Origin of the sequence: Enterococcus hailinensis (assembly GCF_045862035.1) — a bacterium.
Classification (GTDB): domain Bacteria; phylum Bacillota; class Bacilli; order Lactobacillales; family Enterococcaceae; genus Enterococcus_A; species Enterococcus_A hailinensis.
In genome coordinates, this window is the sequence record NZ_BAAFRV010000007.1 from 84,276 (window position 1) to 108,721 (window position 24,446).

A 24,446-nucleotide genomic window follows, 5' to 3' on the forward strand; every position below is an offset into this window, starting at 1 on the left:
TCGATAGATAATTCTTCATAATTATTTTTATTTGTTCTTTTGTATTATTTGTATTAATATAAATAATACAAAGGAGGCGATGAAATGATTCTAGAGATTGATCCACATTCTGAAGAACCAATCTATTTGCAATTGAGGAATCAAATCATTATCGGCATTGCACGCGGTGAACTGAAACCTGATGAGCAGCTCCCCACTGTTCGACAATTCGCCGACGAATTAGGGGTCAATACGATGACTGTCTCAAAAGGTTATCAGCAATTACGCGAAGAAGGTTATTTGATTACCGATCGTAGAAGAGGAACTTTAGTTGCTCCATTACCGGTAAAACTTAAAAACAATTATGAAAAGAATCTGACTTTATTATTGGCAGAACTTTCTTTGACGGATTTAGATGAACACATGATTCAGGAAAAAATCAAAACGATTTTAACTAGCTTTAGAGAGGAGGATATTTGATGTTTTCAACTATGATTTTAGTCATTTTAATTTTTTGTAATTTAGTTATCGCGTTTACCACATCCTTGGCCGCTAAGCCGCATAAACAAGTAATCATAGAAAATACTTTTCCAACCGATCATTTGAATGATCCCCAAGTCGTTCTTTTTCGTAAAAGTTATCGAAAAAGACAATTTCAGTTAGCTGGTATCCTATCACTCTTAGATCTTATTTTACTGATACCCATGAAAGAATCCATTTTTATGTTGCTCTTTTTCATCCTATTATATTTTTCGATCGGTGCTAGTTACTTATTACAGCTTCGCTATATTCGCAAAGGTCATCAATTGATCGTTGACAATCATTGGCAGCTGGCAGAACAACCTATTCGAGTAGATACAAAATTAGTTGTTGAGAAAAACCGTAAATTAGTTCCAATTTGGTATTTTGTCCCTGCTTTTGGCTGCCTATTTATTTTTACTTTTATTCTCCAAGCAAGTAGTTTACAGCGTATGGCGTGGTTTTTATTGGTGATTGGATTACTTTTACTTTGTTTATTTGTTTTGATTTGGCGCTCGATTAGTCACTTACCTGTTCGTGCGTTGACTGATGATTCACATGTCAATCGTCTATACAATGATCTGACTAAATTTTATTGGTCTGCTTATATGATCCTCTCAAGTTTGGCGATCGTATTGATTATTTATCTTCCTTTGCTGACTATGACTACGAATACTAACTTTTTCGTAGGCCTTACAATACTAGAGTTTTTATTGATTTTATTATTTTGTGCCCTAACGTTATGGTGGCTATTGCGCTTACGCAAGAAACAAGACCAAGTCTTAGCCCAGTCAAATAGTTTTCGTTATGCTGGTGATGACTACTATTGGCGTTATGGTATGTATTTGAATCCCGAAGATTCTCGCCTAATGATACCTGATCGAATCGGCATGAATATCACAATCAATTTAGGAAAACCGTTGGGTAAAATTTTTCTTGCACTGCTTCCGATTCTGCTGATTGGTGCAATGTTAGTCACAGTGATTCCCTTATACACATTGGATTATCACCCCGATCCGTTAACCTATGAAATGTCCAAAAAACAATTGATTTTAGATGGCCCTTTGACTCAACAACAAAAAATTACTTATGATCAAATCAAAGAGGTGCAATTAATCGATCAGATCCCGCAAAATATTATCAAAATAAATGGTTTGGAAACAGCTGATTACGCACTTGGTAATTTTAAACTTAATGGAAAATCGACTTCATTATTGGTCGACTATCAATCAAAACCCATCTTAAAAATCGTAACTGAAGACCGTGATTATTATTATACGAATACAGATTCTGCTGAAACTAAGATACTATTCAAGAATCTTCAAGCTCAATAATAAAAAGCGTCAGCAAATTTTGCTGGCGCTTTTTATTATGCTTATTTTAGTCTTTGAATTTCAGTTTCTTTATACGCTGCGATTTCATCAATCAAATTTTCAGAAATTGGCGTTCCAAATGGTAACGGCGTTTTTAAAAATTTTCTTTCTGGCGCATCTACCCCAACATTAATATCTTCGGCAATCGGCATACTATAATTATGAATATGTCCATGCAGATTACGGATATTTATCGTTTTCCCTAATAACATTGGATAATGGGTCAAATAATATTGATGATGGTTAAACTTTACGATCACACCAACATCATTGAATTCAAACTTAGATTCCCCATTCACTAATTTCGGGTCATGGGCAGCTAAATATTTAAAAAAGGCACGCGAATCATGATTGCCTTTGATAAAAATAATTTTTCCATTTAATTGGAGCAATTGTGCTAAGACTTCCGCAGAGCCACGATCGTATTTAGGATGCATCGCAATATCTCCCAAATGATAAACTGTATCTTTATCGCTGACAACATCATTCCAAGCAGTAATCATCTGCTGATTCATCTCTTCCACCGTATCGAATAAACGTGGAGCAAATTCATTTTCGCCTAAAAGATTCTCATGGAAAAAATGTGTATCAGATATAAAATATTTCATCAAGATCACCTGCCATTTATTTTGATTGTTGGTTTTATTCTACCATCGTTCACCAAAAAAAGCCCCCAATGGTAATCAAAAAGGCTACCAATCAGACTTGGTAACCTTGTTTTAATAAAATAGCTTGATATTTCATTTTAATGATCGAAATAACGGCTTCCAATTGAGTCAGATCCTCAACTTTAGTTGCATCAAATTCACGAGTTTGTTTAAATGAACGACCCGTATCAATCAGATGAGAGGCTTGATTCCATTTTTCGAATTCAGATAAATTATTCAAATTAGCAATCGGAAAGGCGGCACCATCACAGATTTCCCATAAACGAAATGTTAGAAATGCTGTATCGATCACCTTGAATTTATCCTTCGTCGTTTCAATAATGACTTTTTCTGGCGAATACTTTAAATACCAATCTAATAAGACAAAAAAAGCATGCCAACGATAATCATCTTGAAACATTTTTTGAGTATCTGGCGTATCACGAAAAATTAAAGGCACAAGATATTTTCTTTTATACGTCCAACAAGGAATTGAATCGATAAAATAATCGACATAGCGTGTTAAATAGCTATTTCCTTGATAGTCACTAATATAATAATCATCGACTCCGTAATTTTGGAATTGCTTTGTTAAATAGGCACAATCTTCAATTGAGATCGTCAGTCCTGACAAGACCCGGAAATTAGAAATAATTTTATTGTGCGTTATTGTTTGAATCTTGCGAACCAACTTCTCACCTTCATTTCTAACAATTTTCTTATTATTAGTTTACCACATTCTCTGACACATGGAATTGTAAAGGGTTAAAAATATTTAAAAAAAATGAGCGGATTAGTAAAAATAAGATCAAAAACTATACCTTGCTTATAAACTCGATTCGTCAGTGTTTTTTTAACCAATTAAAACGGGCCTTATCGATGAAAACCATCTATCGATAAGACCCGTAGCTGCTTAAATTTCTTCTTTAACAAATAATCCGCGATCAATCATACCATCCATTAAATAGTAGAATTTTTCTTGAATCATTTCTTGTTGACTATCTTTAAAAATATCGACTGTTTTCAAACCATTTGCTGTTGTAACAGACATTTTAAATGTACCTAGATCTTTTGCAACGGTAATTTTTAATTTGAAACCTTCTTTACTTTGGGGTGTTGATTGTAATGGACGAACCAATTGAAAATTGCCTGAACTGGTCTCAGTAAAGCCATTATCACGTAAAGTGTATCTTTTAGCCGTTGGTGCTAATACATAATTGTATTTTGCCCCTTTAATTGTTGCTTGCTTCGTAAATGCCATCTACTCACCTCATCAATTATTCTTTCATTCTTAATTATAGTGGGTACGATCGTGCATTTCAATCTACTTTGTTAGTTCTTTCAAACTCGTGATTAACTGCTCGATAAAATAATCGACTTGCTCAATAGTATTTCCATACCCAAAACTTACTCGAACGGATTCTTTAACTTCCTTTGCGTCTTTTCCATATAAAGCTTCCAATACATGCGAAGGATCAATCGTTCCAGCAGTACAAGCAGATCCTGTAGAAACAGCAATACCGCGCAGATCTAATTTCATTAATAATAGGTCATTGATGATCCCAGTAAATCGCAGATTCAAAACATGCGGTAATTTATTAGCTAAATCACCATTCACATGATAGTCGATTGCTTCAGTATCTAATGCTGATAAAACCTTTGTCGTAAATTGATCATAAAGCTGATTGCGTTTCTCACGTTCTTCTTCTGTCAATAACTCAACAGCCTTAGCCAATCCGCAGATTCCAGCCAAGTTTTCAGTCCCTGCACGACGTTTTTCTTCTTGTTCTCCGCCACGTAATAATGAATCAATATGGACTGCGTCGCTCTTAAACAAAAAGCCTACACCTTTAGGTCCATTGATTTTATGCGCAGAAATACTTAAAAGATCCACACCTAGTTCATGAGGACGAATAAATTGATTACCATAGGCTTGAACGGCATCTGTATGGAAATAGGCTGGATGATTTTTTAAGCGTTCGCCGATTTCTTTGATTGGCATCAGATTACCAATTTCATTGTTTCCATACATAATAGAAACTAAAATCGTATCTGGACGCAAACTAGCCTCAAAATCAGCCATTGAAAGATTTCCTTGATTATCAACAGGCAAATACGTTACTTCAAATCCTTGTGTTTCTAGATACTTCATCGTATTGAGTACCGCAGGATGTTCGATTTGTGTTGTAATCAAATGACGTCCTTCATTTTTTCGTGCCAAAGCTGTTCCTATAATCGCAGTGTTATCGCCTTCGGTTCCTCCACTGTTGAAAATAATTTCATGATATTTCACGCCTAAACTTTTTCCAATAACTTCTCGTGCCATTTCTAACTTTCCAGCTGCTTGCCGACCAAAAGAGTGAACACTTGATGGATTACCAAAGGTTTCATTCATCACGTCGGTCATCGCTTTAATCACTTCTGGATGCATCGGTGTTGTCGCTGCATGATCTAAATAAATATTTTCCACAAATTCTCGAACCTTTCTGTACGCTGAGCTCTCAAAATTTTCTGCTTTTTCATCAATAAAGCTAAATGGTAGAGTTTAGCAAGAATAATTTTTTTACTAATGATTAATTTTTTAGTAGCAAAAAGGGCATTGCTGCCCTTTTATTTATAATCTTTTCGTTCCATTGTAAATAATGGACTCACTGATTTTTCAGAATGGATACGTTTGACCGCTTCACCCATTAATTCGGCACAACTGATAATCGATAGATTTTCAGGATGGCGTTCAGGAGCTGTAGATACTGAATCTGTGATACAGATATCTTTAATGTCTGCGGCATCTAGCTTGGCTTTAGCCGGTGGAGACAATAAACCGTGTGAAGCACAAGCAACGATTTCTTTTGCTCCAGCTTTCTTCAATGTCTTCGCTGCATTTGAGAATACTTCACCAGTATTCAAGATATCATCGACCATGATACAGCAACGGCCTTCTACGTCACCAATGACATACCCTGATTCAGGATCTGTTTCATCTGCAACATCAACGATTGCGATTGCTGCATCTAAATATTCCGCTAAGCTGCGAGCACGTTGGACGCCACTGTTTTTAGGAGAAACGACAACATAATCATCTCCAACCATTCCGCGGCGACGGTAATAATGTGCGAACAATGGCATTGTAAATAAATTATCAACTGGAATATCAAAGAATCCTTGAACTTGGACAGTGTGTAGATCAAGTGTCAATACTCGTGTTGCGCCTGCATTTGAAAGTAGATTAGCAATCAATTTAGCAGTGATCGGTTCATGTGGTTTAGCCGTACGATCTTGTCTTGCATACGCATAATACGGTAAGACCACATTGATTGATTTCGCACTTGCACGTTTCAATGCATCAATCATGATCATCAACTCTAAATAAGCGTCATTGACTGGCTCGTTTGTTGATTGGACTAAATAAACATCAAATCCTCGAACAGTTTCTTCTAAATTGATCGAAATTTCTCCATCACTAAATTGTTTGACTGTACTTTTTCCTAACGATACGCCGCAAACATCGGCGATTTTTTCAGCTAACGGACGATTGCCGTTAAGACTAAAAATTTTAAACTTTGCATTACTTTCTTCAGACATGGTGACCCTCCATCTTTTGGTAATATCATTTTAACATATTTTTTGCTATTTATTATGAATTTTACTTTTCATTAATAAAGATGCGAAAAAGTCTAATTAAGTCTTTATTTAGTAAGCTGTTTCATTTTGAAACACTAAAGAAATCGTACCATTTCCCCATTTAGCGGGAATGATCGCCTCACTATTTCCCCAATTATCATGCACCTTATAAAATCTTTCGCCATTCGCTGTTTCCATGAATCCATGCACCACGACCCAATGATTTTTGTAGGTACTGCCGCGTAGATACATCAACCCGATCATCACCGGTTCACCATTTAAGATTCGTTTGGTCACTCGTTGCCAACTACCAAATGCTGTCTGTCTTGCCCGATAAGGAATTTTATAATAGCGAAAAAAATGATTCAAACCGAGCGTAAGTTGTAAGGAAACCGTCGGCAGATCAATCGGTTGTACCCAACGTTGTAGTTGTTCAACTATTTGCTCCGACCTTGGATCATCTTTTTTCCGACTATTTTGCGGTAAGCAACGTGGATCGATCTTATCATGCCAATAAGCTAAAAGAACACTGCTGGCATACGTCCCACACAAAAAACCTCTTGGCGTTTTCCAATTACGATAGTTCTCAAATGAATCTAGTTCTATCCATTGATCAAATGCATACGTCATTTATTTTTTCACCCCATCATTTTATATAGTTATACCATATTTTAAAATTATTTCATGCTCTATGCTTCAGGATGTGTTAGCAATTTTAACCGAAAAAATTGGTGCAAAGTGTCTTTTCTAGGAGTCGTTGAATAAATGATTTATGATATTATAGAAAGAATAAGAAAGTATAAGGAGTTGTCACTTTATGAACAAAGCATTAATCAAAAAAGATTTATACGAAGCCGTCAACGGCGAGTGGATCGAACAAGCTGAGATTCCGGCTGACAAACCGGCCACCGGCGGATTTCAAGATTTAGTCGATGACATTGATGATCTATTGATCACAGAGACTAAAAAAATGAGTGCCGATCCGTCTACGATTCCCAATCATTTAATGCGTGAGTACATTGCTTATTTCAACTTAGCTAATAATTATGAAAAACGTGATCAAGATGGTGCAGCACCGCTTCTTCCTTTATTAGAAAAAGTAGCTTCATTACCCAATCTAAACGCTTTGAACGATCAATTAGCTGATTGGCTACTCGCAGGCTTGCCATTACCGTTTGGAATCGATGTTGATGCAGATATGAAAAATACAAAAATCAATGCACTATTTGCTGCTGCGCCTGGACTGATTTTACCGGATAAAACTTACTATCAAAAAGATCATCCCCAAGCTCCGCAGTTATTAGCGATTTTCAAAGAAATGACGATCAAATTATTTACTTTAGCAGGCTACGATTCAACACAAGCAGAAAAAATTACAGATGAAGCTTTAGAATACGATCAGCTTTTAGCTCCTCATGTCAAAAGTGCGGAAGAAAATGCGGACTACAGTAAAATGTATAACCCTGAAAGTGGTGAAGCGTTTGCCCAACACAGTACACAACTTGACTTAAAACAGTTGCTCATCGAAATCATCGGTGAATTACCTGAAAAAATTATTGTTACTGAACCAGAATTTTTTACACAGCTTGATGAGTTAGTAAACCCCGAAGTCTTTCCGAAATTAAAAAGCTGGATGCTCGTTATGACGGCCAACGCACTGACGGGTTACCTTAGTGAAGAGTTCCGCCAAACTGGTGGCATATACAGTCAAGCCCTATCCGGAGCACCTGAAGCACGCCCTAAAGAAAAAGCTGCCTACTACTTAGCGGCTGGTTGTTTTGATCAAATCGTCGGCGATTACTATGGAAAAAAATATTTCGGCGAACAAGCTAAAAATGATGTAGAACAAATGGTTCAACAAATGATCGCCGTTTATCAAGACCGTTTGAGCAATAATAATTGGCTCAGCCAAGCAACGCGCGAAAAAGCGATTTTAAAATTAAGTACGCTTGGGGTCCACGTTGGTTACCCAGAAAAAATCCCAACAATCTATACACAATTCAAAGTAACAACTGCTGAAGCTGGCGGCACACTGCTTAGCAATGCTTTACAATTCAGCCAATTGAAACGTAAAGATAATTTTTCAAAATGGAATCAACCAGTCGAACGAGACGAATGGGAGATGAGTGCCGATACCGTAAATGCTTATTACCACCCATTCAGAAATATCATTGTTTTTCCAGCTGCTATTTTGCAAGCACCTTTTTACAGTTTAGACCAATCAAGTAGCCAAAACTTCGGTGGAATCGGTGCAGTGATCGCACATGAAATTTCTCATGCTTTTGACAACAACGGTGCTCTTTTCGATGAATACGGCAATCTAAATAATTGGTGGACCGAAGCCGACCAAAAGCATTTTCAAACACTAGCAGATCAAATGATTGCTGAATTCAATGGTTTAGAGATTGCTGGCGGAAAAGTAAATGGGAAATTAACAGTCTCTGAAAACATTGCCGATGCCGGCGGTTTAAGTTGTGCTTTAGAAGCCGCAAAAAAAGATCCTGCAGTTGACTTAGCCGGTTTCTTTATCAATTGGGCAACGATTTGGCGTATGAAAGCCCGCCAAGAATATACTCAATTATTACTATCGGTTGATGTCCATGCGCCAAATAAATTACGCGCAAATGTTCAAGTTCAAAATTTGGCAGATTTTTATCAAACTTTTGACATACAACCAGAAGATCCCATGTTTTTAGAACCAGAAAAACGTGTTCAAATTTGGTAAAAAAAAGCTTCCTAATCAGGAAGCTTTTTTAATGTCCTTTTTGATAAGACATGAAATATGGAAAGGCCACGAAACCAACTCCACCAACAATATTGCCTAAGTAAACAGGAATAATATTTGCAAAAAATGTTCCCATACCTAGATGACCCTCAATCATCGCATCTGATAAAACAAACATATTAGCAACGCTATGCTGAAATCCTAATAAAACAAATATCATGATTGGAAACCAGATACCTGCAATTTTCCCCATGGAATCTTTACAGCCGTAACTTAACCACACACCTAATCCAACAAACCAATTACAGCCGATCCCAGAAACAAATGCTTCAATTGGAGTAGCTGCTGTTTTTGCATCACTGACTACTAGCATTTCGTGTAAAAATACACCCTTTGAAGTCAGTCCAACGATATGTCCAAAGAAAAATGCAACGAATAGTGCTCCTACAAAATTAGCTAGGGTAATTACCAACCAGTTTTCTAATACATCTTTCAACCTAATTTTTTTATTTAACCACGCTAAAGAAACCGCCACCATATTTCCGGTAACTAATTCTCCTCCAGCTAACAAAATAACGATCAAACCAATCGGAAAAACAGATGCTCCTAGAAGTGTTCCTAGGAAACTTAATTCTTCTGGTGTGGTTGCTACGATTTTCATATAAGCGATGTAGCCTAGTGAGATCATTGCACCACCGATAAAACCTAATAATAACTTAGCAACTAGATTTTTTTTAACTTTTTCGATTCCTTTTTGCTCACAAATAACTGCTGTTTCACTTGGCGTATACATCAAACTCCCACTTTCTTAAATCGTTTTCTTTTTGTTGTTTTATCTTACTATTTTTTTCACAAACAAGAAAGAACTTTTTTAAAGAAACGTTTGTTTTTATTCAGTAAAATCAAAAGATTGTTTACTATTTGATTCTGTGCTACTATTTTTGCGGGGCTTGCCCCTAAAATAAATCAGAGTAGGAAATAAAGCGTTAAGTGCTGAAGGGATGGGATGTTGCCCTTTGGACGAAAGACTTGGTTTGGTCTGCGGTTTTATTTTCGCATTCGCTGCATGCAGATGTAGCAGCTCTATAAGGAGATGCTAGAAATGAAGAATCAGAAACACCTCGATGCTAGAAGCATCACAACAATGGCGTTATTGATCGCCATGATGGTCACATTGTCTCGGTTACTAGGAATTGAGACGCAATTTTTAAAAGTCAGTTTTACATTCATTCCAGAAATTATCATGGGGATGCTCTTTGGGCCTTTATGGACAGGAATTGGTTCTGTAATTGCTGATTTTATTGGTATGGCACTTTTTTCAAAAGCGGCCTTCTTTATTGGTTTTACGATCAATGCTTTTCTGGAAGGAGCTATCTATGGTTATTTTTTCTATAAAAAAGAAATCACTTGGAAAAATTCGATTCAATCTGTTTTAGCAACCACGATTTTGATCAACTTGATTTTGACACCGCTGTGGTTGGCGATGATGTATCATGTTCCTTTGAATAGTTGGTTGATTTGGGCACCACGTCTGATCAAAACAGTTATTTGGATTCCGATCCAAATCGTCATTACTTATTTCTTAGGTGGCGTACTCCCGTATAAACAATGGATCGCACGTTTTAACCGTGCTCATTAAAATAAATAATCAAACCTTTAAGCTGAGTATTTTCAGCTGCATAATAAAAAATCCCATTAGAAGTCAGTATTAGTGCTGACTTCTTTTTTTGTACCTTTCTTCTCAAGCAGATTGATCGCTAATGATTGAGGAACGAGCTATGATTAGACAAATCTATTTAGAAAGCTGGGAGAAATATGAATAATTCTGATGTGTTGTTAGTTGCTAAAGATTCATCGCTGTACTTTTTCCCTGCCTTAAAAAATATCAGTGTTTGTTCAGGGAAAGGTTTGCTTACTGCTAAAAAAGATTTTTTATCCTCTTATCTAAAAAATTTTCAATTGATTATTTTTTTAGACTATGGTTTCGAAGTCGAGATGGCAGCTAGGATTCGCCCTTTTACAAAAGCAAAAATTATTTTATTTTTCTGGAACCATTTCAAACTGGAACATTACCGAAAACTAAATGCCGCACAAAAAGAACCAGCCATCGACAGTATTTATCATTTTGATCCATTGGAAGCTCGCGATCTAGGTTTATTGCATAATAGTTCCTTTTATACCCAGGCGATCGCGTCACCTGCTAAACATTTTGACTATGATATTTTTTTTGGTGCTAATGACAATGGAAGAAAACAACAAGCTTTAGCATTGAAAAAGCAATTTGAGCGATTAGGACTTAAACCGCTCTATCATATTCTTTCTGGCCATGGAAACGAACATGCGGATTATTTGCCTTACAGCGAGTACCTAAAATTAGTCAATAATAGCCAAGCTATTTTAGAGATTTTACGAGCTGGACAATACGGTGTCACATTGCGGACCTTTGAATCGATCTTTCTCCAAAAAAAATTGATTACAGCAAATGAAATGCTGCCTTATTATCGACTTTATGATGCTAGAAATATATTTATGCTTGAAACCGATCTAAGTAAATTGACTGCTTTCTTGAATATTCCTTATCAACCGGTTGATCCAATGATTTTGTCCTTTTTCGAAGCAGAAAATTGGGCCAAACGCTTTATCGATCATGATGCTCAAATTTTTGCTGAATTTGAATATTACCCAGAGCTGATGGCTCATCAAAGTGCGCTATAAATAAAAAAACAGCCAAAACTTTCAAAAAGTTTTGGCTGTTTTTTTTAATTATTTGTTTGCACGTTTTTGGTACGTACCTTCTTGAGTATTGATTTCTAGCATTTCGCCAGCTTCAATAAAGTCAGGAACGTTTACGACTAATCCTGTTTCCATTGTCGCTGGTTTACCTGAACCAGTAACAGTTGCACCTTTGATTGATGGTTGTGTTTCAACCACTTTTAAGACAACTGAAGTTGGTAAAGTTACGCCAATAACTTCGTCGCCGAAGAATTGAATTTTAACTTCCATGTTTTCAAGAATATATTTCATTTCTTCTTCAACTGTAGTAACTGGGATTTCATATTGTTCGTATGTTTCTAAATCCATGAAAATCGCCATGTCATCTTGGCTGTACAAATATTGTACTGCTTTTGTTTCGATCATTGCTTTTTCAAATTTTTCTTCTGGACGGAACGTTGTATCATACGTTGAACCTGAACGTACATCACGTAGTTTCATACGCATAACGGTATTTCCCTTACCAGGCTTGTGGTGGCTGGCATCTAATACTTTGATTAATTTTCCGTCTTGGACGAAAGTCATGCCTGCTCGTAAATCACTTGCTGAAATCATTAATAAACACTCCTCATTTGTATATCATTTTCTATGAAATGAACCTTATTCATTGTAGCAAATAACGTTTATACTTACTAGGAAAAATTATTGAAGCTATTTTGCTTCTTGAGTTCGGAAAAATTTTAACTTAGGTAATTGATTCAAGGTTATTTCTAATGAAGGTCCCATCAATAGTAAAACAATTAATGTTCCCCAACCGATATGACCGCCCAATAAAAAACCGGTCAAAAAGATCAATGCGTCCAATAAAATTCTAGCCGTTTTGACTGAGCTTTTGATCAGACGTTTAAGTAAGATCATCAATGATTCATATGCCGCAGAACCCGCATCTGCTAATAAATAGATTCCGGTTCCGATACCAAAAATAATTGATCCGGCAATGATTGATAGATAGGCTGTTCCATTCGGAATCGTATGTAAAATCCCAAACCAATCTAGAATATTCAAACACAAGCCTAAACCAAAACTATTAATGATGCTACCTATTCCGATCATCTTTCGATCATAAAAGAAAACTATGATCAAAATGATCCCATTAAACAGCATGCTAACCGTTCCAAATTGAACAGATACATGTTGCAGAATCCCTAATACTAATGTACTGATGGCATCTGCGCCTAAGTCGCTGACAACAATCAGACGAACACCGACTGCAGCGATGAAAGTCCCCACAATTGTAAATATAATTTGTTTCATTATATTTGGTTTGATAATCTTACGCCTCACTTTCTCTTAAAATGCTATTTTAACGCATAAATTAGGCATCAAACAAGTCTTTGTTTGATGCCTCGTCATTTTTTATTTAAAAATTAGTTCCCTTTTTACTTGAGCGTAATTTATAACGATTGATTTTTTCTAGCCAAGGTTCAGCTGCTTCTTTGACCGCACAATATTTATCTACCATCGTCACGATGTAACTTTCTTTGTACTTTGGCGGCGTGATCGTTGCTCCCCACATATGTTTGATGATGATATCGCGTTCAAGATCAGACAATTCTGTGATCTTTTCTGCATTTTTGACTGCAATCCGCGGATGCATATAGGCATGCGAACCTTCATCAAATTTTGTCGTTCTCCAGTCATAATAGAACAAATCATGAAGTAACCCTGCACGAGCTGTTGCTTTTGCATCCCCATGAAATTGTTTGGCTAATTTGTAACTATTATATGAAACACTAATAGAGTGTTCTAAGCGAGTCGAATTCATATGTTGAGTATAATTTGCTAATTTTTGTACTTCTTCAGTGGCTAGTAAATCTTCAATATAGGAAACGTATTCCTCGTCTTCACGCCAGTTTTCCGCCATAGATTAAATGCCCCTTTTCTTGTTTCTGACAATAATTATAGCACGGTTAGAAAAAGTTGGATAGGCTTCCATCTAGCTAAGTACGAAGTTTAACAGTTCCTTAATAACAGTTACAAAATTGTAAAGACTTATTTTATCAATTGGAACATAACAATACCTGCAGCAATCGCTACGTTTAAAGATTCTGCTTTTCCCTTGATTGGAATATATAAATTCTGGTCGGTCATCGCTAAAAGTTCCTCAGACATCCCTTGACCTTCGTTGCCCATAACCAAGGCAAAGTCTTCTAACTGTTCTACACTTGCATAAGAGTTAGCATTTTTATCTAATGCTGTTCCATAAACAGTTGAGCCGGCTTGTTTGAATCGTGGAATCAATTCACTCAATTCTTCACTGATCACTGCCAAATGGAATAAGCTGCCTTGAGTACTGCGTAATGTTTTAGGATTGTATAAATCAGCACTTCCTTGTCCCAAAACGACCCCAGAAAATCCAGCTGCATCTGCAGTTCGAATCATCGTCCCAACATTTCCCGGATCTTGGACATTATCTAATAAAAGCCAAGCACCAGAAAGTTCCATTTCATTTTTGATTTCTGGAATCTCAGCGATCGCAATGATTCCTTGTGGTGTTGGCTGGCTAGCTAATACTTTTAAAACCTCATCTGACACAATATAATATTCTGTTAGATTGTTTTCGATCCACTCAGACCATTCGGTTAATCCTCGCTGATTGATAAAGATTTCTTTTAAAGGAATATTTGCGGCTACTGCCTCTTGGATTAAATGAAAACCTTCCAATAAATAGCTCTTTGTTTGTTGACGATATTTTTTTTGTTGCAATTTTTTAGTTTCTTTGATTAGTGCATTTTTACTTGATTGGATTTCTTTCAAGTATTTCACCCCGCTTGATAATTGATCGTTCTATATTAAATATTATTTATTTTGTTACTCCGCATGCCATTATAGCACGTGAATTCTTGTAACAACTAATAAAAATCGCTATCATAGAAGATAAGAAAATAAATAAGGAGGTTTTTTTATGAAAATACATTTGAATGTGACTGGACGTGTCCAAGGTGTCGGTTTTCGTTATACCACTCAGCAAATTGCTACTGAAATCGGCGTAACAGGAACTGTTAAAAATGAAAGCGATGGCAGCGTAACGATTGAAGCTGTTGGCACCAATGAACAGATCCAGCAATTTTTAGAGAAACTGAAACAACCGCAAAATCCTTTCGCCAAAGTTGCACATATCGAACAGCAAAAAGACGCTACAATCAAAGATTATGACCAATTTAAAGTCGTCTATTAAAAAATTAACAAGGTTCCCTGATTTTTTCAAATTAGATTGAAAAGGCTTGTATTATCTAGTATAGTAATTCCTGTATAAATTTTTATTAGCAGAGGAAGAATTTAATGACTAAATTTAAAAATTGGCTTTTAGGCTCCGGTTTGCTAGGTGTCCTTTTACTCCTTTCGGGTTGTGTTCGATCGGATAAAAATGGGAACCCTGACACATCCGGTCTCGTGTATCGGACGTTGGTAGTTCCTTTAGAAAATTTCCTTAACTGGATGGTTCACAACTTCAATTGGTCATACGGTCTGGCGATCATCGTGTTGACGATTATTGTCCGCTTGATCATCTTACCTTTAGGAATCCACCAATCCAAAAAATCATTGATTCAAACAGAGAAAATGCAAGCGATCAAACCACAAATCGATGCGGCTCAAGCAAAAGTAAAACAAGCATCCACTCAAGAAGAACAAATGGCAGCCCAACGTGAAGTTCAAGCTGTCTATAAAGAAAACAATATGAGTATGATGGGCGGAATCGGATGCTTACCTTTATTGATTCAAATGCCGATTTTCTCAGCATTGTACTATACAGCTCGTTTTTCTGAAGGGATGCAACACTCTACTTTCTTAGGGATCGATTTATCTAAATCAAGTATGATCTTAGTAGTAGTTGTCGGAATCGCTTATTTATTACAAGGCTATATTTCATTGATCGGTGTTCCAGAAGAACAAAAGAAAACGATGCGCAGTATGATGATCGCATCTCCATTGATGATCGTTTTCATGTCCTTCACTTCTCCAGCCGGAGTTGCTTTGTATTGGGTAGTCGGCGGGGTCTTTAGTTGTTTGCAAACATTTATTACAAATGTCTTGATGCGTCCTCGTATCAAAGCAAAAGTTCAAGAAGACTTAAAGAAAAATCCACCAAAACAAGTTGTTACGCCAACAATCAAAAAAGCTGAACCTGTGAAAACAAAACCAGCAAATCTAAATCAACCTAAAAACAAAAAAAATACGAACAACGGACGTAACGCCGGAAAGCAACAACATAAATAATAAATAACCACCAGCGCTAAATAGTGCTGGTGGTTTTCTTTAAATAAAAAAAGACGACTCCTAAGAGCCGTCTTTTTTTACAATGATAACCTGTACGGGATTTGAACCCGTGCCTCCGCGCTGAGAACGCGGCGTCTTGACCCCTTGACTAACAGGTTATGTCCAACAAAAAATAGTATACTGCTAAATTTAATTTTTAGAAAGGATTTACTCTTTTTTCTTACTCATTAAATATGTGCTTATTAATCTATTTACGTTGTTTATATACTTTTAACGTGTATAATAGGTTGTGTATTCATCATTCGAATAGATTGCTTCGAATGTAGGTGTAAAAATAATTTAGTAATATGAATAGTAACTACGATCATTCATTATTATTCAGGAGGACTTATGAATCTATCATCAAGACAAGAACAAATCATCGAGATTGTAAAACGCGATCAACCATTAAGTGGTGAAAAGATTGCCGAACATTTAGGAATCTCTCACGCTACTTTGCGGACAGACCTTTCTTTCTTAACGATGGCCGGTATATTAGAAGCCAGCCCCAAAGTTGGCTATACCTATACTGGTGCAGGGATCGAACAATTTTTATTTGATAAGATCTTCTCTGTCAAAGTCGAAGAAATCATGCTGTCGCCCCTTTTGACTCCACAAGATACATCGATTCATGATGCGATCACAAATATGTTTATGTATGATGTCGGATCAATCTATGTGACTGATAATGACCAGCATTTAGTAGGGCTACTATCACGAAAAGATTTGTTGCGCGCGTCGCTGAATAGTAATCTTCAAAACACACCGGTTGCTGTTGTTATGACTCGTGCCCCACACCTTCGGACATGCACCAAAGATTATACCGTTTTAGAAGCTGGTGCTGTTTTATTAGATTATCAAGTCGATTCTTTGCCCGTTGTCAGTGAAGAAGATCCTAAAAAAGTGATCGGAAAAATCACTAAATCACGGATTTTTAATTATATTATGCAACAAGCAAAACAAACTGAAACCAATCGATAGGAGTAAAAAGAATGAAAAAAAGTGTTCCTTTATACATGATTTCTGATTCAGTCGGCGAAACATCACTCAAACTAGTTAATGCTGTAACAGCACAATTTCCAACTGTCGAATTTGACTTGTCTTATCGCTTTCCTTTCACCAAAGATGAAAAGGAGCTTCACAATATTCTCAGCGATGCATTAAAAGATGGTGCAGTCGTCGTTACTACTTTAGTGAGCGAAAACCTAACTAAGATCGTCGAAGATTTTGGTGAGCGGACAGGATTGCAATACATCAATCTAATGAGTTCATTTATGGACATCATTTACCAAAAATCTGGTGTTGCACCAATGCGTAAAGCTGGTGTCGTTCATAAATTAAATCAAGAATATTTCGATCGTGTCGCTGCAATTGAATTTGCGGTCAAATATGATGATGGTAAAGATGCAAAAGGCTTTTTAGAGGCTGACTTAGTTCTTTTAGGAATTTCTCGGACTTCTAAAACACCCTTAAGCATGTATTTAGCAAACCAACGTTTAAAAGTTGCGAACTTGCCGTTGATCCCTGAAGTTCCTTTACCAGAACAAATCAAACATGTTCCAAAAGAAAAAATCATTGGCTTGGTCATTGAACCTGATGTGCAGAAAAAAATTCGCATGAGCCGCCTGCATTCATTAGGTCTAGCTGAAAATTCTCGTTATTCTGATATCAATCGGATCAAAGAAGAAGTTGATTATGCTTTAAGCGTTTATGATGAATTAGGTGCCTTCACTTTAGACGTCACGAACAAATCGATTGAAGAATCTGCTACTTTGATTTGCGAACATCTAGACAATAACTGGCACGATTAGGAGGAGCTTATGCTATCGACCCGTGAAAAATATTATCAAATGTTAGAAAAAGAATTTAGTAACCCTGAAGCAATCATGACCGAATTAATCAACTTAGAAGCGATCATGCATCTGCCAAAAGGAACCGAACTTTACATCAGTGATATTCATGGGGAGTTCACTGCTTTTGATCATATTCTGCGAACGGGAGCTGGAAATACTAAAGAAAAAATCAGCTTATTATTCGGTGATCGTTTGACTGAACACGAGAAAAATAAATTGGCGATCCTGGTTGCTTACCCGAAAGAAGCACTAAAAGATGCGCACTTTTTTTCTCACAAAGACCGTTCATGGTACCGCAAAAAAATTCGTCAATTACTAGAGCTATTAGCTTTTTGTTCCACTAAATATACACGTTCTAAGGTGCGCAAAGCATTGCCGAAACAATATGCATATATCATTGAAGAATTGATGTACACGGATACGAGTTACCATGATCAGGCAGCCTATTTTGATCAAATATTGTCCCACTTATTAGATTTAAATCAAGGTGGAGTATTTATTACCGCTCTTTGTCAAAGTATCCAACGTTTAGTGGTAGATCATTTACATGTCGTTGGTGATATCTATGACCGTGGGCCAGAAGCAGATAAAATTCTCGATAAGCTAGCCAAACATCCTTCTTTAGACATCCAGTGGGGCAACCACGACATTTTATGGATCGGAGCATATGCGGGTTCGAGAGCATGCTTGCTGACATTGCTTAGAATTGCGGCACGCTATAATTATCTATATGAAATCGAACAAGCCTATGCATTGAATCTACGACCTTTATTTATGTATGCTGAAGAACACTATCAAAAAAATCCAAGCTTCAAACCTAAAGGCAGCAGTGATCAATACTCGATTGAAAGTAGTGATAGTTTGGAAAAAGTCCACCAAGCCTTGGCTATTCTTCAATTTAAATTAGAAGGCCAATTGATCAAACGGCAACCAGAATTTGAAATGGATGATCGTTTACTATTAGAGAAAATTGATTTCAAAGCTGAGACGATTGAACTAAATGGTAAAGAATATCCGCTACAAGGTGGTTGTTTCCAAACGATCCAAGCAGACGTCCATGCCTTGACTGAACAAGAAGAATATGTGGTAGATATGTTATTGTCATCTTTTCAACAATCGATCAAGATGCAAGAACACATCCAATTATTATTAGATAAAGGGTCGATGTATCTAGTTTATAATCAACATCTATTATTCCATGGCTGTTTACCTTTGAAAAAAAATGGTACTTTTCTTCCTTTAAATGTTGCTGACCATGCCTATGCCGGAAAAGAATTATTGAATTTCTTCGAAGAAAAAATTCGTTTAGGCTGTCAAAAGCAGCACACGGATAGTTCAGAAGCGGACTGGATCTGGTATTGTTGGTCTGGAAAAATCTCACCACAATTTGGTAAAAGTGCCATGACTACTTTTGAACGTTACTTTATCGCTGATCAAGCAACGCACAAAGAAGTCAAAAATCCTTATTATCAATACCGAGACACACAAGAGACTTGTAAAATGATTTTAGAAGAATTTGCGTTGTATTCGCCAAACTCTCGCATCATCAATGGACATACACCGATCAAAGTAAAAAGCGGCGAATCACCAATCAAAGGTGATGGAATGCTTTTTGTTATCGATGGTGGCTTGTCAAAAGCTTATCAAAAAACGACCGGCATCGCAGGTTACTCTTTGCTGAACAATTCCTATGGCTTTCAACTAGTGACCCATGATCCGTTTGAATCGATCGAAAACTTATTGCACAAACAAACCGATGAGACCTCTTTGAAACGAGTGATCGATCGTGAGCTTACACGAAACATGATCAAAGACACGACAGTTGGTGAAGGACTGCAAGAACAAATTGATAATCTAAATGGTTTATTAGCCTATCAAACAAAGAAAACAGATTTCATCTAGGATTGATGGAATCTGTTTTTTTCGGTATATTGAACGCGAGGTGAAAAAATGATTGCAGCTTATATCAATATTCTATTTATTTTTATTTTAATGTTTATCGGCTATTTTTTAACCTATAAACAGTGGTTTTCCAATCAAATCGGTGATGCTTTTTCCAAACTCGTTTTACAGATTGCCTTGCCGTGTAATATGTTTTTAACGATCACGAAAAATTTTTCACGTGCTGAATTTTTACAATTAGTGAGTGGAATGATCATCCCACTGTTGTCCATGTTGCTGACGTTTGTGATCAGCTTTCTTTATCAGCGGGTCTTCAATATCTCTCCACATCGCCGAGGAACTTTTTCTACGATGTTTACTTGTTCAAATACGATTTTTATCGGATTACCGATCAACTTAGCGATTTTTGGTGAACGAGCAGTCCCTTATGTATTGCTTTATTATATTGTCAATACGACGATTTTTTGGACTTTAGGTATTTATTTTATTGCTCGCGATAATCCTCAAATCGAACAAGCAACTGTTAATTTTCATTTGCTGCCTATCTTAAAAAAAGTCTTCTCACCTGCACTAATAGGATTTTTATTAGGCCTTTGTCTTGTTTTATTAAATCTTTCGGTTCCCGACTCTTTCGCTACTTTTTTAAGTTATCTAGCTAATTTGACTACACCACTATCGATGTTCATCATTGGGATCATCGTTTACAATGTTGGGATCAAAAATTTAACACTCAACAAAGATATCATTGGTGTATTACTCGGTCGGTATGTGCTTTCACCTTTGATCGTATGGCTATTAGGTCAATGGATCTCCGTTCCACCTTTGATGCTTTCTGTATTTATAATCCAATCAGCTATGCCAGTCCAAAATTCAGTCCCGATTTTAGCCCGCTCGTATCAAGCCGATCAACCTTTTGCGGCTTCTGCTTTAGGCTATTCGATTTTACTCTACTTAGCGTATATTCCTCTGTTGCTTAAATTGATTTTATAAAAAATGCCTTCGAGTAATAAAACTCGAAGGCATTTTTTTATTTAGTCATAATTTTATCGATGCTAGCTAAAGCATTGGCCATGTGCGCGATAATCGCTAATTGATTTAAACGATTGTCACGAATTTTTTCATCTTCGACCATGATCATCGTATCATTGAAATAACGTTCGATTACTGGACGTAAATTAGTCAATGTTTGATAATTTTCAGCCATACTTTGATTGGCAAATTCATCTTTGGCTTCTTTGACAGCGGCATATAATTCTTTCTCGCTATCATTTTCAAAGAGTGCTGGGTCTACTTGATAAGTAATCGTAGTCGGTTCCATTTTCTTTGTTAAATTAATGACACGCGTCAAAGCTTCCATTGTTTCTTTGAAATTATCATCACTGATATGTTTCTCAAAAATTTGTGCAGATTGGAAAATTTGGACCATATCATCTTGCTCTGATTCTACTACTGCATCGATGATATCATGGCGCACATGATGCATTTGTAGACGTTGGCGTAAGCGACCCTTGAAGAATTCAATAAATTCTTTTTGATCACGATTGAAATGGATTCCATAATTCAATTCATCTTCATTAATAGCATCAACTACAGCTCCTTGAAGATCTGTGAATGGGAATGTCCATCCTTGAGCTTCAATGATCCGAACAATTCCATATGTTTGACGACGTAACGCATAAGGATCGTTTGAACCGTTTGGAATCATATCAACCGCAAAGAATCCTAAAACACTATCTAATTTATCTGCAATAGCTAGAACAGCTCCAATTGCTGTTTGCGGCAATTCACCTTCGGCAGAGATTGGTTGGTAATGTTCACGAATAGCTGTCGCAACGGCTGGTTTTTCGCCTTTTAACAATGCGTATTTTTCACCCATGATCCCTTGTAATTCTGGGAATTCACCAACCATATTTGTTACTAAATCAAATTTATAGATTTCAGCTGCACGTTTTAAATCGGTTAGTTCTTCGGTGCTTAGGCCGACCCGTTTCCCGATGATTTGGCTGATCAATCCGACCCGTTTCATCTTTTCATACATACTACCGATTTTTTCATGGAACGTTACATTTTTTAATTTTTCCACTAAATCTTCGATCGATGATTTTTTGTCTTCTTCATAGAAGAATTCACCATCTTCTAAACGGGCTGCCAATACTTTTTGATTGCCTTTCACGACATTGTCTAATTTGACACTGTTCCCATTACGGACAGAAATAAAGTGCGGCAATAACATCCCTGCTTGATTGCGAACTTCAAAATAACGTTGATGTTCTTTCATTGAAGTTACCAATACTTCTTCGGGGATCGACAAGAAGCGTTCTTCAAAGTCGCCGACAAAAGCCGTTGGATACTCCACTAAGTTAGTTACTTCTTCTAATAATTCTGGATCTAAATCAATGACCCATTTATTTTTTTCAGCGATAGCTTCGATTTGTTCTCGGATCATTTGTTGACGCTTTTGTGCATCCGCGATCACGAATTGTTCAGTTAATTTCACATCATATTCGCTTGGATCAGCTAATTCTACTTGGTCACCTAAGAAACGGTGGCCTTCAGTTGTACGACCAGTTTGAACGTCTAAAACTTCAAATGGAATCACTTCTTCATCTAGTAAAGCGACGATCCAGTGGATTGGACGAATGTATTCAAACATCGTTTCGCCCCAGTGCATCATTGTTGGGAAATTCAATCCTTTAACGACATCCACAAGCCCAGTCAATACTTCTTTACTTTCTTTACCATGGATATATTTCGTTACATAAACATATTCCACACCATTCAATTCACGAAAAGTGATTGCATCTGTTGTTAGTCCTTGGCCGCGAACAAATCCTTGGGCCGCCTTGCTCCAATTGCCTTCAGCATCTAAAGCAATTTTCTTAGCTGGACCTTTTACTTCTTCTTGGACGTCTTCTTGACGTTCTGGAATATTCGTTACACGAATTGCCAAGCGACGAGGAGTAGAAAAACTTTCGATCGATTCAAAAGTTAGACTATTGTCAGTCAAAAATTTCGTTACTTTTTCTTCTAATTGTTTGCTACTTGGCCAAACCACATGGGCTGGCATTTCTTCTAAACCGATTTCTAATAATAGATTTTTCGCCATCTTATTTGCCCTCCTGATTCAATAATGGGAAGCCTAATTTTTCACGTTCTGCGACAAATATTTTTGCTACTGCACGAGCCATATTACGGATGCGAGCTAAGTAACCCGCACGTTCTGTAACAGAAACAGCTCCGCGAGCATCTAATAAATTAAATGTATGGCTGCATTTTAAAATGTAATCATACGCTGGATGTACTAAGTTTTCATCGATACAACGTTTCGCTTCAGTTTCAAATTTATCAAAATTTTCTAGCAACATTTCTTGATTGCTTTCTTCAAAAGAATATTTTGAATGTTCATATTCTGGTTGTTTGAAGATTTCACCATATTTAACACCTGAACTCCATTCTAGATCGTAGACACTTTCAACTTCTTGGATATATGAAGCTAAACGTTCTAAGCCATACGTGATCTCAGAAGTGACCGGGTGGCATTGTAAGCCGCCGACTTGTTGGAAATAAGTGAATTGCGTGATTTCCATTCCATCTAACCAAACTTCCCAACCAACACCAGCACAACCCATGGAAGGATTTTCCCAGTTATCTTCCACAAAACGAATATCATGTTCTAAAGGATCGATGCCCAATAAACGTAAACTTTCTAAATACAATTCTTGAATATTCTTTGGTGAAGGTTTCATCACGACTTGGAATTGATGATGTTGATACAAACGGTTTGGGTTTTCACCATAGCGACCATCTGCCGGACGACGAGAAGGTTCGACATAAGCGGCACGCCATGGTTCAGGACCGATCGCACGTAAAAAAGTATACGGGCTCATTGTTCCCGCTCCTTTTTCTGTGTCGTAAGCCTGCATCAGCATACAGCCATTATCTGACCAAAATTTTTGTAACGTCAAAATCATTTCTTGCACCGTTAATTTGCTCATTTTGTTTCCTCCTATAAATTTTCTATGTACGTGATCGTTCCAGTTGTTTGAATGAATGGACGGTTAGATAAAAACGAAAAGTCCCTATGCCGAAAAATCGACATAGGGACGTATTATCAACGCGGTTCCACCCTACTTCCAAGCAAGTAATACCTGGCAGCTTTATTCACGTGTGCTCACAAACGCCAATACAAATCTGTTTCCATGTTAGGCTCTCACTATCCCTGACTCGCTATGATTTCCACAAATTTTAAATTTGATCTTCGCACCTATTCAACTTGTTACTATAATAGCGACACCAGACCCCTTTTGTCAAATCATTCATCAAATAAAATAGACTAGTTGAAAAATTGAACCAATTTATTACTATTTTTTTGTATACTAAACGTACTATTTTAATTATCTGCCATTCTAAATCAACGAAAGGTGTCTATAGAATGTTTTCAAAAAAGAAACGTTGGTTGACCTATTATATCATTCTTTTTTTCGGAAGCCTCATCATTCAGTGGCTCTTTGAATTATTTACTAATGGTTGGTCGAGCAAAATCTTTTTCAAGCTGATCAGTATGCTAGCTTTTCTAGCACTTACTTATTTACTTGAGTTCAACTTTTTTATATCCATTTATCTACGCATCACTGCGTACATCTTTTATTTGTTTATTGTTGGAACGTTTGCTTCACTTGTTTTATATCAGAATCCTGTTTCTGATTTAGCAATTTTCGTTTATTTCTTTTTATCTTTTATCGGTGGTATGCTTTGGAGCATTATTTTGCACTATTTAAAGAAAGAAACATAAGCTTAG

Annotated in this window: 25 protein-coding genes, 1 tRNA gene and 1 riboswitch; of the genes, 12 read left to right on the top strand and 14 right to left on the bottom strand. The window is 36.7% G+C overall.

Annotated features, from left to right (window positions below):
• Nucleotides 1-84 precede the first annotated feature (84 nt).
• Complete coding sequence (locus ACKTSC_RS07325; protein ID WP_407855451.1) at nt 85-459, top strand: GntR family transcriptional regulator; 375 nt, start codon at nt 85-87, stop codon at nt 457-459.
• Nucleotides 459-1,832 carry a DUF5808 domain-containing protein gene (locus tag ACKTSC_RS07330; protein WP_407857245.1) on the top strand — a complete coding sequence of 458 codons (1,374 nt, stop codon included), beginning with the start codon at nt 459-461 and terminating at the stop codon, nt 1,830-1,832. The genes ACKTSC_RS07325 and ACKTSC_RS07330 overlap by 1 nt, the downstream gene beginning before the upstream one ends.
• Nucleotides 1,833-1,873: 41 nt before the next feature.
• Here ACKTSC_RS07330 and ACKTSC_RS07335 read toward each other — a convergent pair whose 3' ends face one another.
• The 6 genes from ACKTSC_RS07335 to ACKTSC_RS07360 form a co-directional block, all read right to left on the bottom strand.
• Nucleotides 1,874-2,479, bottom strand: a complete 606-nt coding sequence (locus ACKTSC_RS07335) for a metallophosphoesterase (RefSeq protein ID WP_332580894.1) — start codon at nt 2,477-2,479, stop codon at nt 1,874-1,876.
• Nucleotides 2,480-2,570: 91 nt separating this feature from the next.
• On the bottom strand, nt 2,571-3,209 hold the full coding sequence (locus tag ACKTSC_RS07340; RefSeq protein ID WP_332580895.1) for a hypothetical protein: 639 nt from the start codon (nt 3,207-3,209) through the stop codon (nt 2,571-2,573).
• Between the two features lie 222 nt (nt 3,210-3,431).
• Nucleotides 3,432-3,779: a DUF1831 domain-containing protein gene (locus ACKTSC_RS07345; RefSeq protein WP_332580896.1), complete on the bottom strand. Its 348-nt coding sequence runs from the start codon at nt 3,777-3,779 to the stop codon at nt 3,432-3,434.
• Nucleotides 3,780-3,842: 63 nt separating this feature from the next.
• Nucleotides 3,843-4,988, bottom strand: a complete 1,146-nt coding sequence (locus ACKTSC_RS07350; RefSeq protein WP_407857246.1) for a cysteine desulfurase family protein — start codon at nt 4,986-4,988, stop codon at nt 3,843-3,845.
• 140 nt (nt 4,989-5,128) lie between these two features.
• On the bottom strand, nt 5,129-6,100 hold the full coding sequence (locus tag ACKTSC_RS07355; RefSeq protein WP_332580898.1) for a ribose-phosphate diphosphokinase: 972 nt from the start codon (nt 6,098-6,100) through the stop codon (nt 5,129-5,131).
• 108 nt (nt 6,101-6,208) lie between these two features.
• Nucleotides 6,209-6,769 (bottom strand): hypothetical protein, encoded by a 561-nt coding sequence (locus ACKTSC_RS07360; protein ID WP_332580899.1) that lies wholly within the window; start codon nt 6,767-6,769, stop codon nt 6,209-6,211.
• Between the two features lie 187 nt (nt 6,770-6,956).
• Between ACKTSC_RS07360 and ACKTSC_RS07365 the strand changes: the two genes are divergently transcribed.
• The gene (locus ACKTSC_RS07365) at nt 6,957-8,864 is read left to right on the top strand and encodes a M13 family metallopeptidase (protein ID WP_407857247.1); all 1,908 of its coding nucleotides are present in this window, start codon (nt 6,957-6,959) and stop codon (nt 8,862-8,864) included.
• 28 nt (nt 8,865-8,892) lie between these two features.
• Here the strand turns inward: ACKTSC_RS07365 and ACKTSC_RS07370 are convergent, their stop codons facing one another.
• Nucleotides 8,893-9,657, bottom strand: coding sequence for a formate/nitrite transporter family protein (locus tag ACKTSC_RS07370; RefSeq protein WP_332580901.1), 765 nt, complete (start codon nt 9,655-9,657; stop codon nt 8,893-8,895).
• 172 nt (nt 9,658-9,829) lie between these two features.
• A riboswitch (THF riboswitch) is annotated at nt 9,830-9,931 on the top strand.
• A gap of 26 nt (nt 9,932-9,957) precedes the next feature.
• On the opposite strand from ACKTSC_RS07370, the gene ACKTSC_RS07375 reads away from it, so the two are divergent.
• Together ACKTSC_RS07375 and ACKTSC_RS07380 are read left to right on the top strand one after the other, a co-directional pair.
• The gene (locus ACKTSC_RS07375; protein WP_332580902.1) at nt 9,958-10,503 is read left to right on the top strand and encodes a folate family ECF transporter S component; all 546 of its coding nucleotides are present in this window, start codon (nt 9,958-9,960) and stop codon (nt 10,501-10,503) included.
• Nucleotides 10,504-10,679: 176 nt separating this feature from the next.
• Nucleotides 10,680-11,579 (top strand): WaaS/CpsH family glycosyltransferase, encoded by a 900-nt coding sequence (locus tag ACKTSC_RS07380; protein WP_407857248.1) that lies wholly within the window; start codon nt 10,680-10,682, stop codon nt 11,577-11,579.
• 48 nt (nt 11,580-11,627) lie between these two features.
• Here ACKTSC_RS07380 and efp read toward each other — a convergent pair whose 3' ends face one another.
• The 4 genes from efp to ACKTSC_RS07400 form a co-directional block, all read right to left on the bottom strand.
• The gene (gene efp / locus ACKTSC_RS07385; RefSeq protein WP_332580904.1) at nt 11,628-12,191 is read right to left on the bottom strand and encodes an elongation factor P; all 564 of its coding nucleotides are present in this window, start codon (nt 12,189-12,191) and stop codon (nt 11,628-11,630) included.
• Nucleotides 12,192-12,287: 96 nt separating this feature from the next.
• Nucleotides 12,288-12,890, bottom strand: a complete 603-nt coding sequence (locus ACKTSC_RS07390; protein WP_407855457.1) for a YczE/YyaS/YitT family protein — start codon at nt 12,888-12,890, stop codon at nt 12,288-12,290.
• Between the two features lie 106 nt (nt 12,891-12,996).
• Complete coding sequence (locus ACKTSC_RS07395) at nt 12,997-13,500, bottom strand: HD domain-containing protein (RefSeq protein WP_332581150.1); 504 nt, start codon at nt 13,498-13,500, stop codon at nt 12,997-12,999.
• Nucleotides 13,501-13,628: 128 nt separating this feature from the next.
• Nucleotides 13,629-14,393, bottom strand: a complete 765-nt coding sequence (locus tag ACKTSC_RS07400; protein ID WP_332581149.1) for a TrmH family RNA methyltransferase — start codon at nt 14,391-14,393, stop codon at nt 13,629-13,631.
• Nucleotides 14,394-14,541: 148 nt separating this feature from the next.
• On the opposite strand from ACKTSC_RS07400, the gene ACKTSC_RS07405 reads away from it, so the two are divergent.
• Both ACKTSC_RS07405 and yidC read left to right on the top strand, forming a co-directional pair.
• A complete protein-coding gene (locus ACKTSC_RS07405; protein ID WP_332581148.1) occupies nt 14,542-14,814 on the top strand; it encodes an acylphosphatase in 273 nt (90 codons plus the stop codon).
• Between the two features lie 104 nt (nt 14,815-14,918).
• A complete protein-coding gene (gene yidC, locus ACKTSC_RS07410) occupies nt 14,919-15,854 on the top strand; it encodes a membrane protein insertase YidC (RefSeq protein ID WP_332581147.1) in 936 nt (311 codons plus the stop codon).
• Nucleotides 15,855-15,940: 86 nt separating this feature from the next.
• On the opposite strand, the gene ACKTSC_RS07415 is transcribed toward yidC, so the two are convergent.
• Nucleotides 15,941-16,012: transfer RNA gene (locus ACKTSC_RS07415), tRNA-Glu, on the bottom strand.
• Nucleotides 16,013-16,244: 232 nt separating this feature from the next.
• On the opposite strand from ACKTSC_RS07415, the gene ACKTSC_RS07420 reads away from it, so the two are divergent.
• Genes ACKTSC_RS07420 through ACKTSC_RS07435 form a run of 4 tightly spaced genes read left to right on the top strand, consistent with a single transcriptional unit; the run spans nt 16,245 to nt 20,638 of the window.
• On the top strand, nt 16,245-16,874 hold the full coding sequence (locus ACKTSC_RS07420; RefSeq protein ID WP_332581146.1) for a helix-turn-helix transcriptional regulator: 630 nt from the start codon (nt 16,245-16,247) through the stop codon (nt 16,872-16,874).
• A gap of 11 nt (nt 16,875-16,885) precedes the next feature.
• The gene (locus ACKTSC_RS07425; protein ID WP_332581145.1) at nt 16,886-17,704 is read left to right on the top strand and encodes a pyruvate, water dikinase regulatory protein; all 819 of its coding nucleotides are present in this window, start codon (nt 16,886-16,888) and stop codon (nt 17,702-17,704) included.
• A 9-nt stretch (nt 17,705-17,713) separates the two neighbouring features.
• Nucleotides 17,714-19,648 (top strand): fructose-1,6-bisphosphatase, encoded by a 1,935-nt coding sequence (locus tag ACKTSC_RS07430; RefSeq protein ID WP_407857249.1) that lies wholly within the window; start codon nt 17,714-17,716, stop codon nt 19,646-19,648.
• Between the two features lie 48 nt (nt 19,649-19,696).
• Nucleotides 19,697-20,638 (top strand): AEC family transporter, encoded by a 942-nt coding sequence (locus ACKTSC_RS07435; protein WP_407855460.1) that lies wholly within the window; start codon nt 19,697-19,699, stop codon nt 20,636-20,638.
• Between the two features lie 37 nt (nt 20,639-20,675).
• Here the strand turns inward: ACKTSC_RS07435 and glyS are convergent, their stop codons facing one another.
• A complete protein-coding gene (gene glyS / locus ACKTSC_RS07440; protein WP_407857250.1) occupies nt 20,676-22,754 on the bottom strand; it encodes a glycine--tRNA ligase subunit beta in 2,079 nt (692 codons plus the stop codon).
• Between the two features lies 1 nt (nt 22,755).
• Nucleotides 22,756-23,643, bottom strand: a complete 888-nt coding sequence (gene glyQ / locus ACKTSC_RS07445) for a glycine--tRNA ligase subunit alpha (protein ID WP_332581141.1) — start codon at nt 23,641-23,643, stop codon at nt 22,756-22,758.
• Nucleotides 23,644-24,080: 437 nt separating this feature from the next.
• Between glyQ and ACKTSC_RS07450 the strand changes: the two genes are divergently transcribed.
• Nucleotides 24,081-24,440, top strand: coding sequence for a hypothetical protein (locus ACKTSC_RS07450; protein ID WP_407857251.1), 360 nt, complete (start codon nt 24,081-24,083; stop codon nt 24,438-24,440).
• Nucleotides 24,441-24,446: the final 6 nt, after the last annotated feature.